Raw genomic sequence first — 12080 nt, 5'->3', positions numbered from 1 at the left:
GCAGATAGAAGAAAAGTCGTCAGCTCCTGTACCCTACCGGGTAGGGGTATACAAGTTCATTTTCTGCTCCTGACCCGCTAGGAAAGACTATCTTTACTTGCCAGCTACGCTACGGTTCAGCCTGCAGAAAAGCCGTTCTCGGGTGTCAGATACCGACTTTATCTGTTTCCAGGGTAGGCTTATCCGCAGTACCGCACGCTTGTGATTTTGACAGCTGTTTCTTTCCTACACGTTTCTTTTACCCACCCCAATGGAAGAAACATCCTCACCAGATCTATCAGCCGGCAACAACGCCAGAGTAGCCTACCAGCGCCTGCAGCAGCAAGCCGCGGCGCCCGGCCTCAACCTTGCCCAAACCCAGGCGCTGCTAGCTGAGGCGCTAGCCCAGCAGGCCGCTTTGTGGCAGGAAAACCAGGAGTTGCACGCAGCCCAGCAGGAATTGGCTGCCAGCACAGCCCGGCTGCAAGCGGCCGAGGCAGTGGCGCACATTGGCAGCTACGAGCTAGACCTAGCCAGCGGCGCCTTTCACTTTTCGGCGGGCCTGTTTCGCTTGCTCAATGAGGAGCCCGGTTCGTTTACGCCTTCGCTGGCGTGGCTTGATGCTCGCTCCCACCCCGATGACGTGCTGGCCGTGCAACGCACCCTCGAGCAGGCCATTGCGCACAAGCAGCCCTACCAATATACCCGCCGTATCCGGTGGCCCAATGGGCAGTGGCGTCTGCTAAAATCGCACGGCCGGGTGGTGTGCAACGCAGCTGGCGCGGCCGTGCGGCTGGAAGGCGTAGTAGAAGACCATACTGGGCAGCAGCAAGCAACGCAGGCACTACAGGCCTCTGAAGAGCAATTTCGCCTGTTTGTAACGGTCAGCTCCGACATGGTATACAAGATGAGCCCCGACTGGCACCAGATGTATTTTTTGGTGGGCAAAGAGTTTCTAACGGATACGCTTTCCTCCTCGGCTTCCTGGCTGCACACGTATATTCCGGTAGAAGAGCAGGCCCAGGTGCAGGCTGTCATTGACCAGGCCATTCAAACGAAAAGCCTCTTCGAGCACGAGCACCCGGTTATTCAGGCCGATGGTAGCGTTGGCTGGGTGCACTCGCGGGCCGTACCTGTCCTAGATGCCCACGGCCACTTGGTGGAGTGGGTAGGCGCGGCCAGCGACATCACCACCCGCAAGCAAGCCGAACAAGAGGCGCTGCACCTCAAGGATGAAGTAGCGCAGTACGCCGAGGATAAGTACCGCACACTTTTCAATACAATTGATGAAGGCTTCTGCCTAGTTGAGCTGCTCTACGATGCACAGGGCACAGCCGTTGACTACCGTTTTTTGGAAGTGAACCAAGCCTTTGAGCGGCAAACCGGCGTACGCGACGTGCTTGGCAAAATACGCAGCGAAATACCCATTAAATCAGAAACTTACTGGCTGGAAACGTATGCCCAGGTGGTGCGCACGGGGCAGCCTATGCGCTACGAAAACTACCACGCCGACACCGCCCGCTGGTACGAGGGGTACGTCGCGCGCATGGGCGGTGCAGGTAGCCGGCAGGTATGTAGTGTCTTCAGCGATGTGACGACCCGCAAACAGGCCGAAGCCACTTTGCAGGAACGCGCAAAACGCAAATCGTTTTTGCTGCAACTTAGCGACGTCCTCAGCCCATTGGCCGACGCCGTAGCTATCCAGGCGGCGGCGACCCTGGTAGCCCAACAGTTCTTCCAGGCTGATCGGTGCTATTACGGCGAAATAATACACGGAAAATGCCTCATCCGCCGCGATGCGCGACACGCGGGGCTACCTTCCGTAGCGGGTGAATACGACCTGGATCAACTGCCCCTGTTCAGTGCTACCCTGCGTGCTGGCCAGCCCATTGTGGTAGAGGACGTCCAGACTACTCCTCTGGTCGATGAGTCGTTGCGGCAGCTGTGTATACAGCTTCAGGTCATTTCCTTTATCAATGTTCCGGTTATCAAAAACGACCAGCCAGTGGGCGTTCTGTGCGTTGTGCATAGCACTCCTCGGCACTGGACGCCGCTGGAGATAAACTTGGTGCAGGAAACCTCCGAGCGTGCCTGGGCCGCTGTGGAGCGGGCCCGCATTGAAGAGCAACTGTTCACCCTCAACCGGCAGCTGGAGCAGTTGGTGGCCGAGCGCACCCACGAGTTGCGTGAAAGTCGCGACTTGCTGCAATCAGTATTTGATACCAGTTTGCTGGCCGTGTCGGTACTGCACGCCGTGCGCAACGAAGCTGGTGAGATACAGGATTTCCGGATTGCCATCGTCAACAAAGAGCTGGTGCGCGCCATTGGGCGTACCGACCTGGTAGGCAAGCTGTACGCCCAGGAATATCCCGGCATTCGGCAAACGGGGCTGTTTGATCTTCTTGTCCAAGCCGTTGAAACCGGCCAGCCACAGGGCATGGAATACTACTACGGCCACGAGGGCTTCGACCATTGGTTTTCGTGCCAGTTTGTGAAAATGGACGATGGAGTGGTAGCCACCAATCTCGATATCACCGAGCGCAAGCTGGCCGAGCAGGAGCTATTGAAAAACCTGCGGCTCTTGGAGCAGTCGGAGCAGGTGGCCCAGCTAGGCAGCTGGATGCTTGAGCTGGCCACGGGCGAGCTGCGCTGGTCGGCGGGTATGTACCGCCTTTTTCACTTGGAGCCCGGCACGCCAGTGCGGCCTACTGTCTACCTCAACTACGCCACGGCCGCCGACCGTCCCGTAGCTGAGCGCGTCGTGCAGGCCCTCACCACTACCCCCACCGACTTCGAGGAAATCCTGCGCCTACAGGTAGGCCACGAAGAACGCACCATGCACCTAAAAGCCGTTCTCGTACGCGACGTAACCGGCCAGCCCGTGCGCCTGCTGGGCGTAGACCTAGACATCAGCCGGGTGCAGCGCCTAGAAGCTGACAATCTACAGTTGCGCTTACAGCAGCAGAAAGCGCTGTTTGAAGCCGTGCAAGCCGCCCAGGAAGCGGAGCGCAAGCGCATTGCCGAGGGCCTGCACAATGGTGTGGGCCAACTGCTCTACGCCACCAAGCTAAGCCTCGACTACCTAAAAGGCTCGGCTGCAGGCAACACTGCCTCGCTGCCACCGGCCCAACGGGAAGCCAACCGCTTGTTGAGCGAGGCCATCCGCCAAACCCGTGTCTTGTCGCACGAGTTGGTACCCATGGTATTGGAAGAGTTTGGGTTGCCGGCCGCGTTGCAGGACCTGTGTCAGAAAATACCCGATCCGCAGCTGCGTTTTGTGTGCCGGGTACAGCTCGATCCTACCCTTCCGCCGCTACCGGCGTCGTTGCAGCTGGCGCTCTACCGCATGGCGCAGGAGATGGTACAAAACATTGTGAAGCACGCCCATGGCGCTACCGAAGCAAGCCTGGAACTGGAAGGCACGCCGGGCTTTGTGCTGCTGCGGGCCGAGGACAACGGGCCGGGCTTTGCAACCAACGCCCTACAATACAACGGCCTGGGGCTACGCAGTATCCGCGACCGGGTCTCGCTGCTTGGGGGCACGCTGGCTATTGGCTCCAACGCTGGCGCTTACGTACGGCTCCGGGTTCCTGTACCCACCGCTGCCTAAGTTCATTCTTCTGCTTCCATGCCTGCTCCTACCCCATCACCGCGTCAGCTTTTGTTTATCTGCAGCCAAAACCGCTGGCGCAGCCTCACGGCCGAACGGCTGTTCGACCATCATCCTCACTACCAGGCTCGCTCGGCCGGCACCGAGCCGGGCGCCAGAGTACGCGTTACGGCTGGGCATTTGGGCTGGGCCGATGTGGTGTTTGTGATGGAGAAAAAGCACACCGACATCTTGCGGCAAAAGTTTGCCGCAGAGCTGGCCGGCAAGCAAATCATCAACCTACGCATCCCCGACAAATTTCAGTTTCTGGATGCCGTGCTTCAGGATTTACTTCGCGAGCGACTGGCAGAGCATCTACCTAGTTTCACAACTGGTTCTAGTCAGTAGCAAGATCCTATACAAAACCCCAACACGGCTCCGAGTCCTGTTGGGGTTTTGTATAGGGTAGCGTTTCTAACGCATGATCTTCCCTCGGTTGTCCCAATGGCTCGATTTCACTTCCAGGCTGTTGGGCTGGCGCTTGATGGTCCGCGTGTATCGTTCGCCGGCTATCAGCCCATCGGGCCGACGCTTCCCGAAGAACAGCGTCACTGGCTCGCCGTGCTCGTTGGTGACAAAGGTGATGTCGTAGCCCTTGAACACGTCGTCGATGCTGGTCGAAGGTTCATATATTTTGCTTAGCTTTTTGTCTAACTCCCGGTGTAGTGGCATAGGATGGGTAGGGTTGGTACACTTGCTGTGTACGGCAGCTACTTTTTCGGCAGACAGGCGGAGGCGCTTTTTCAGTAGTTCTACCCTATACGCTATCCGTATTTTTTGCTAGCTTCCTACCTCTGCCACTAGGCGTTGCGCTGCCTTGCTGCCGTAGTTCGCTGCGGCCACCAACCTTCGCCCACGATGTCCGTTAGCAACGGGCTATGAACTATGTACTCTTCGCGGCCTTTGTGGCCTTGGTTGTTTTCTTTTTCTACCGATACGCCACCCGCGATGCGCGCACCCGCGCTACCGCCCTGGCCCAAGAGTTTCCCGACGATTGGCGCCAGATTCTCACTGAGCGCGTAGCCTTCTATCTCTCCCTGACCAAGGACGACAAGCACCGCTTCGAGCGCCGAATCCAGGTTTTTCTGGCCCAAACCAGCATCCGCGGCATCCAGACGGAAGTAGACGACACCACACGCCTACTGGTGGCGGCCTCGGCTGTTATTCCGGTGTTTGGCTTTCCGGAGTGGGAGTATGGCAACTTAGGCGAAGTGCTGATTGTGCCCGATGCCTGGCAAAGCCCCGACGACCCCAACAAGGAAATCAAACCGCTGGCCGGTACGCTGCTGGGCTCCGTGCGGGGCTTTCAGGGCGCGCACTATATGCACCTCTCGAAAGCCTCCTTGGAACAGGGCTTCGCCGATACCATCGACAAGCAAAACGTGGGCATTCACGAGTTTGCGCACATGCTCGACCAGGCCGACGGCGTGATTGATGGCGTGCCCAGTGTGGCCCTACCCCCCGAGTTGCTACAACCCTGGGCTGAGGTGATGCACCGCGAAATAGAGGCCATTCGGGCAGGCAATTCCGAAATCAATGACTACGCTGCCACCAACGAGGCCGAGTTCTTTGCCGTCGTGACGGAATACTTCTTCGAGAAGCCCGAGAAGCTGCAGGAGCACCACCCCGAGCTGTACCAACTGCTGATGCGAGCGTTTCGGCAGAACCCCAAAAAGCGCTTCCTGCGCCTCGCCACCGACCCGCGCGAGTGGATTCGGAGCCTGCGCAGCCGCCACAAAAAGTTCGGCCGCAACTCGCCCTGCCCCTGCGGCAGCGGCAAGAAGTACAAGGACTGTCATTTGCAGCAGGTGCAGCAGGCGGCGTAAATGGACATCATTCCAATTACGCGCTGACCGTCCTGGGTAAGTGAGCGTCATTCACTTCTGCCCCGCCGCTTTTTCGAAGCGCTCGGGGTACTTAGCGTGGTTGGTGCCCATGAGCCGGTCCCACCAGTTAAAGTAGAGGCCGTAATTACACTTCACCAGCTGATGGTGCATGTTGTGGTGGGTGCTGGTGTTGTGCAGACGGCCCCAACGACTGCGCAAAAAATGTTGGGGGTAGGGCTCGTAGCCCAGGTGGCCCAGCACGTTCATACCCATCTGGTACATCATGAAAACGCCCAGCGTGAGCGGGTGAAGGGGCAGAACAAATACCAGCAACGGCACAATACACGCCTCAATCACGGCTTCTAGTGGGTGAAACGAAAATGACGCCCATGGCGACGGATTGTGCGAGAGGTGATGCACCCGGTGCACGTGTCGAAACACCGCCGGAATATGCATAAAGCGGTGCGTCCAATAGAAATAGGTATCGTGCGCTACAATGGCTACCAGCAGGCTGAAGCCCATGTAGAGCCAGCCATAGTCGCTTATCTTGTTGTAGATGAGCGTGTAGCCATGCTGTTTCGCTACGAAGATGCCCGCGCCTACCATAGCAAAAATTAGGCAGGTGAGCATCGAGTATTTGATTTCCGTATCGATGTGCTTGCGCTCAGGAAATTTGGGCTGAATGCGGCGGTGATGCCACTTTTCGCGGCGCCACACCCAAAAAAATACGTAGGCCACGCCCGCAAACACGAGGTAACGCACAGTCAGCAATACCAGATTAGATAGGTAATGGCTGCCAACACCGGCAGCTGCGGCAGAGAAAAACATACGGTTGGGGTGAGATGCTACGTGTACAACACACAAGCCGGCGAAAAATGTGCCTGATCTAACTCTAGGTCAACAGGCAGCCACTACCAGCTGCTGGTTGCACCAAGCACAGACGGTACGAGGCCCGTGCGGTTTTCTATTTCCGTCTGTTTGTAGGGTAGGAAGTAGCTTTGCACTGCTTTCGCCGCTTACGCTCTCCCTACCCTCCGTTATGCCACATCCTCTCGACAACCCAATCTGGAACGCCTTATGCACCGGCACGGCACACCTCGCCATGGGCAACGAGCAAGCGCGCTACGTGCAGAAAGAAGCCGGGGCGTTTGCGGGCCTGCGCGAGTATTCCGCCAGCGCCTTTGCCGATTTGCACAACCTTACCCCAACCGGTACGGCTACCGTACTATTCACAGCCGGTGAGGTAGCCATTCCGGCCGACTGGAAGTTACTGGTGCAGAAGGATTTGCTGCAACTCGTCTACGAGCACCCTACCCCGCCGGCTTTTGATAGCACTGGTATAGTACCCTTGCAGCCGCCGCATATTCTTGCTATGCTAGCCCTCACGGCACACACGAACCCCGGCCCGTTCTTACAGCGCACCATTGAGTTTGGCGAGTACCACGGCATTTTTGAGGGCGATGAGCTGGTGGCTATGGCAGGTGAACGGCTGCAACCCCTACCCTACACCGAGTTGAGCGCCGTATGCACCCACCCGGCCCATCTCGGCAAGGGCTATGCTGCCCGCCTGCTGCAACACCAGATGCATCGCATCATGGCCGCGGGGAGGGTGCCCTTTTTGCACGTGCTCCCCGAAAACACCCGCGCCCGCGCCGTGTATGAGCGCCTGGGCTTTCAAACCCGCCGCCAACTGCAGATTTACGTGCTCGAAAAGCTGGTAGGGTAGTTTATACAACTGTTCATCTCATGCTTTCCCAGCGGCTAGGTAGGGCGTAGAGGCGAGATTTGACTGCGTTTTTCGTCGTTTCTTTGCAGTACTTTATGAAGAAAACCTATCTACCTCTGCTTACGGCGGCTCTCCTTACCGCCTGCGCCCCTACCGCCAAAACACCCGCCGTTGCAACCGATTCGGCTGCATCGGCCACGCCTGCGCCGCTAACCGCCGCGCCCGTCAGCTGGCAGCAGCAGGCCCAAGAGTTCCTGACGGCCTACACCGCCGAGTACCAAAAGCTCTACACGCAGTCCTCGGAAGCGGAGTGGCGCTCGAACACCCACATCGTGCCCGGCGATACCACCAATGCTGCCGCGACGGCCCGAGCCAACGAGCGTATGGCTGCTTTTGCGGGCAGCACCGCAAATATCAACCGGCTGCGCGAGTTGCTGACGCACAAGCAGGACCTCACGCCTATTCAGGTGAAGCAGTTGGAAACGGCCCTCTACAACGCCGCCAACTCGCCCCAAACCGCCGCCGAGGTAGTAAAGCGCCGCATTAAGGCCGAAACCGAGCAGACTGAGAAGCTTTATGGTTTCGACTACAAATACCAGGGCAAGTCGGTGACGACGAACGACCTGGACGAGCTGTTGCGCAAGGAGAAGAACCCGCAGAAGCGCCAGCAGATTTGGGAAGCCAGCAAGGCCATCGGCCCTACCCTAAAACCCGGCCTGCTCAGCCTGCGCGACCTGCGCAACCAAACCGTGCAGGCCCTCGGCTACCCCGACTACTTCACCTACCAAGCCTCCGACTACGGCATGAGTCGGGAGGAAACGATGGCGTTGGTGCACAAAATCAACCAAGAACTGCGCCCGCTCTACCGCGAGCTGCACACCTACGCCCGCTACGAGCTAGCCAAGCAATACGGCGCAAAGCAGGTACCCGACTACCTACCCGCCTCCTGGCTGCCCAACCGCTGGGGCCAGGACTGGAGCAGCATGGTAGAGGTGAAAGGCCTGAACCTGGACCCCGTGTTGGCCAAGAAAGGCGCCGAGTGGCAGGTGCAACAGGCCGAGCGCTTCTACCAGAGCCTAGGCTTTCAGGCCCTACCACCGGTGTTCTGGGAGAAATCGAGCCTCTACCCTCTACCCAAAGGCGCCAACTATAAGAAGAACAACCACGCCTCGGCCTGGCACATGAACCTGGAGCAGGACGTGCGTAGCCTAATGAGCGTGGAAGCCAACACCGAGTGGTACGAAACCACCCACCACGAGCTGGGCCACATCTACTACTACCTCACCTACACCAACCCCGAGGTGCCACCGCTACTGCGCCAGGGTGCCAACCGTGCCTACCACGAGGCCATGGGCAGCCTGATGGGCCTGGCCGCCCGCCAGAAGCCCTTCCTGGCTGGCTTGGGACTAATTGACCCCAAAGTGAAAACCAACGACATGCAGGCGCTCTTGAAAGAAGCCCTGGGCTCGGTGGTGTTTATTCCGTTTGCCTCGGGCGTGATGAGCGAGTGGGAAAACAGCTTCTACGCTGATAACCTGCCCGCCGACCAGCTCAACGCCAAGTGGTGGGCGCTCAGCAAACAGTACCAGGGCATTGAGCCGCCTACCTCCCGCGGCGAGAACTACCTCGACCCTGCCACCAAAACCCACATCAACGACGACCCCGCGCAGTATTACGACTATGCCCTGTCGTACGTCATCCTATTTCAGCTGCACGACCACATTGCCAAGCAGATTCTGCACCAGGACCCGCACACCACCAACTACTACGGCAGCAAGGAGGTAGGCGCCTTCCTGGCCGATATCATGCGCCCTGGCTCCAGCAAAGACTGGCGCTTGGTACTGAAGGAAAAAACCGGTGAGGACCTCTCCGCCCGCGCCATGGTGGAGTATTTCCAGCCGCTGATGGCCTACCTGAAAGAGCAGAACAAGGGTAGGAAATACACAATGTAGAAGATACCTGCGAACAAAAAAGCCTGCTTTCACAGCAGGCTTTTTTGTTCGTAAGATTGATAGCGCGGAGCTGTGCCATGTGCCGTTTATGCACAGGCCGCTGGCCTGCCATCGTCTGCATCGTTCGAGTGTTTCGGGCATGTCGTTCTAGCGGGCAGGCCAGCGGCCTGCTACTGGTAAATACAGGGCACAGCCCCGCGCCACTATAACGCTGTACTCCGTACTGTCAGAATTCCAATCTGTTTTTCAGTACCTCACCCATTCTTTCTAGCCGCAGCTTGAGCAACTGCGCTACTTCTTCATCTTCCAGGTTGATGCCCTGCGTGCGGGTGGCCAGGTAGCGGGCCAGGGCGAAATTGTCGTCCAGGGAGGTTTCCAGCTCACGTTGTGCTTTTTCCCAACCGTCGGGGTCTTCGGCGGCTAGGTAGCGGGCACGCAACTCAATGGTCTGACTAACGAGCTGCGCTAGAGACACCAGCAGCGCTGATTCTTCTGTCGTGAACACCCGCTTCTCGCGGCCGATAACGGCTAGCACCCCCATTTTGGTGCCTTCGGCAGTGAATAGAGTAGTGCCGGCGTAGAAGTTCAGACCCAGCGCCTCGGCGGTGGCGGGGTTCACCAGCTCGCAGCTTTCGCGAGTATAGTCGGAAAAGAACACGGGTGTATCCTGCAAAATGGCCGCCGAGCACATGCTATCGGGGCGGGCCAGGGAGGTGACACCGACCGGCGCACCCACGCTGGCCTTAAACCATACCCGCTCCTCATCCACCAGCGAAATCAGCGAAATAGGCAGATTGAACAGGCGCGCCGTTAGGGCCACATACTCGTCGAAGATCTTCTCCGGCGTAGTATTCACAATATGATATTGATGTAAAACCCGCAAACGCGCCGCGTCGTCAGCAGGAATCAAAGAGGTAGACAGCGGAGGCATCGCGTAGTAAAAGGTGAAGCAAAGTTGATAAAGGTAGAAACAACCAAGCTCAACTGGCTACGACCTCAACAATAAAAGGTTAGGAAACGCCTGTTTATTAAAGCAGTGGAAGTACTAACCCACTCTTAGCGGGACTTGTTGTTTCACCCATTGCACTATTCCCCCGGCACGCCTGCTTATTCACTCACCTTCTCCTATCATTTTCAAGCCTCTCAGCAGCACTCCTTAGCTGAATAACAGCTAGGTGCCACTGGTAAGGTAGCGCGGCCTTGATAGACCGCGCCCCTACCTAGTAATTTGCCTCCGTAGCAGGCAAATCAATCAGAATGAACTGCGCATCTTTCTCGGCGCGGATGTGCAGCACATTCTCATCGGTTAGGCGGGCTTGGTCGTTAGGGCCAATTGCGGAGCCATTGATGTAGATGGTGCCTTCCTTCACGTACACAAACGTGTTGCGAATAGGAAACGTCTTGAACTCGATTTCCTTTTCCTCGCGCAGATTGGCCCAGTATACGGTGGTGTTGGAGTTCATGTACACCACGTCTTCCAGCACGCGCTGCCCGGTTACGAGCGGTACCAGTTCATTTTTATGTTTCAGAAAATCGATATCCTTCTGCTCGTAGCTGGGGGTAAGTCCTTTTTGGTTCGGTAAAAACCACAGCTGATAGATGTGCAGCGGCTTATCGGTGCGGTTCATCTCGGAGTGGGCAATGCCCGTGCCCGCCGTCATGCGCTGCACTTCGCCCTTACGGATAGTAGTTTTATTACCCATCGTATCCTCGTGGGTCACCTCGCCTTGCAGTACTAGCGTCACAATCTCCATTTCGGAGTGCGGGTGCTGGGGAAAGCCCGAGTGCGGCTGCACCATATCATCATTAAAGACGCGCAACGGCCCGAAATGCACATTTTTCGGATCGTAATAGTCGGCGAAGCTGAACAGGAAGTGACTATTGAGCCAGGCAACCGGTGCGGCGTGGTGGCGTTCGATAGCAGGAATATATTTTAGCATGAGCGTAAAATCAGATCAAAAGTTGCCCAAACATACGTAGCGCAGACTTGCTAAGTTGAAAGCCCGCGCGCGAACGTGCCCTACCCATATGCCAAAAAGCCTCGCCAGCACTACTGCTGACGAGGCTTCTGGTAACTCAAGTTGTCATTCCTCGCTGAACTCGGAAAGACAAAGACACTACGCTTTTTTCAGCGTGCTTACTTGCTGCTGCAAATCCAGTACGATGCTGGCCAGTCGGGTCAGCGACAAATCGGCAATGGGGAAGGTGCTGCTGATGTAGGCTTTGGCTTCCCAGATTTCCACCACATCCTCCACACCGATTTCATAGGGCGAATACACAGGGTTGTCGGAGTGCAGGGCCAGCATAGCGCCGTCTTTGAGGCGGTTGAACACGCGCTTGAACACGATGCCTTCCTTGGAGCTCACCACGATGCAGGGCGTGCCGTCTTTCAGCGTCAGCCAGTCATCTACGTAGCGGCCCACAATCACCGTACCCGAGGCAATGGGCAACATAGAGTCGCCGGCAATTTCGAAGGCGCGGTAGGTGCCGCCCGTGCCCAGCATGGGTAGGCGGAACTTAGGCAGCTCTTCGAGGTATTCAGGGTCGGCGTAGCCATTGAGGTAACCAGCAGCGGCCTTTTGGGGCACCAGCTCGATGTTTTCGTTTTCCTCCTTATCAACGGTGAGGGCTAATACCCGCAGCGCGCCGCCGGGGCGGGTAGGCGTAGGGTCGTTGCTTTTCTGGGCTTGCAGTTGCAGAATGGCCGCCTTGGCATTTTTCTTCTTGCTGAAGTCCGTTGTCACCAGTGCATCCAGCGTGATGCCGAACAGGCGGGCCATATTTACCAGCGTCAGAAGCTTGGGCTCAGCGCGGCCTTCTTCATAAGCACCCACCAGGGAGCGTTTGATACCTAGTTTTTCGGCCATCTGGGCCTGCGTCAGGCCAAGTTCGCGCCGCCAGAATTTTAAGTTCGTGTTAATCATCGGAGTAGGGAGCCGGGAAAATGG

General features: G+C 57.4%; 10 protein-coding genes. 5 read left to right on the top strand and 5 right to left on the bottom strand.

Features of this window, described 5'->3' with window-relative positions; translation table 11 throughout:
- Positions 1 to 250: 250 nt before the first annotated feature.
- A complete protein-coding gene (locus tag MUN82_RS05420; protein WP_245095570.1) occupies positions 251 to 3589 on the top strand; it encodes a sensor histidine kinase in 3339 nt (1112 codons plus the stop codon).
- An 18-nt stretch (positions 3590 to 3607) separates the two neighbouring features.
- The gene (locus MUN82_RS05415) at positions 3608 to 3976 is read left to right on the top strand and encodes a low molecular weight protein tyrosine phosphatase family protein (RefSeq protein ID WP_245095569.1); all 369 of its coding nucleotides are present in this window, start codon (positions 3608 to 3610) and stop codon (positions 3974 to 3976) included.
- Positions 3977 to 4042: 66 nt separating this feature from the next.
- Here the strand turns inward: MUN82_RS05415 and MUN82_RS05410 are convergent, their stop codons facing one another.
- Positions 4043 to 4300 carry a hypothetical protein gene (locus tag MUN82_RS05410; protein ID WP_245095568.1) on the bottom strand — a complete coding sequence of 86 codons (258 nt, stop codon included), beginning with the start codon at positions 4298 to 4300 and terminating at the stop codon, positions 4043 to 4045.
- Between the two features lie 206 nt (positions 4301 to 4506).
- Between MUN82_RS05410 and MUN82_RS05405 the strand changes: the two genes are divergently transcribed.
- Positions 4507 to 5454 carry a zinc-dependent peptidase gene (locus MUN82_RS05405; protein ID WP_245095566.1) on the top strand — a complete coding sequence of 316 codons (948 nt, stop codon included), beginning with the start codon at positions 4507 to 4509 and terminating at the stop codon, positions 5452 to 5454.
- A 51-nt stretch (positions 5455 to 5505) separates the two neighbouring features.
- Here MUN82_RS05405 and MUN82_RS05400 read toward each other — a convergent pair whose 3' ends face one another.
- Positions 5506 to 6282: a sterol desaturase family protein gene (locus tag MUN82_RS05400; protein WP_245095564.1), complete on the bottom strand. Its 777-nt coding sequence runs from the start codon at positions 6280 to 6282 to the stop codon at positions 5506 to 5508.
- Between the two features lie 211 nt (positions 6283 to 6493).
- Here MUN82_RS05400 and MUN82_RS05395 point away from each other — a divergent pair, with 211 nt between their 5' ends.
- Both MUN82_RS05395 and MUN82_RS05390 read left to right on the top strand, forming a co-directional pair.
- A complete protein-coding gene (locus MUN82_RS05395; RefSeq protein ID WP_245095562.1) occupies positions 6494 to 7180 on the top strand; it encodes a GNAT family N-acetyltransferase in 687 nt (228 codons plus the stop codon).
- Between the two features lie 95 nt (positions 7181 to 7275).
- Entirely contained in the window at positions 7276 to 9132 is a 1857-nt protein-coding gene (locus tag MUN82_RS05390) for a M2 family metallopeptidase (RefSeq protein WP_245095561.1), read from the top strand.
- 226 nt (positions 9133 to 9358) lie between these two features.
- Here MUN82_RS05390 and MUN82_RS05385 read toward each other — a convergent pair whose 3' ends face one another.
- The 3 genes from MUN82_RS05385 to MUN82_RS05375 form a co-directional block, all read right to left on the bottom strand.
- Positions 9359 to 9988: a GAF domain-containing protein gene (locus tag MUN82_RS05385; protein WP_245095559.1), complete on the bottom strand. Its 630-nt coding sequence runs from the start codon at positions 9986 to 9988 to the stop codon at positions 9359 to 9361.
- 364 nt (positions 9989 to 10352) lie between these two features.
- Entirely contained in the window at positions 10353 to 11072 is a 720-nt protein-coding gene (locus MUN82_RS05380) for a pirin family protein (RefSeq protein ID WP_245095558.1), read from the bottom strand.
- 177 nt (positions 11073 to 11249) lie between these two features.
- Positions 11250 to 12056 carry a LexA family transcriptional regulator gene (locus MUN82_RS05375; protein WP_245095556.1) on the bottom strand — a complete coding sequence of 269 codons (807 nt, stop codon included), beginning with the start codon at positions 12054 to 12056 and terminating at the stop codon, positions 11250 to 11252.
- Between the last annotated feature and the right edge of the window lie 24 nt (positions 12057 to 12080).

This window comes from Hymenobacter aerilatus (genome assembly GCF_022921095.1).
GTDB classification, from domain to species: Bacteria; Bacteroidota; Bacteroidia; order Cytophagales; family Hymenobacteraceae; genus Hymenobacter; species Hymenobacter aerilatus.
This window is presented reverse-complemented; position numbering and strand designations above follow the sequence as displayed.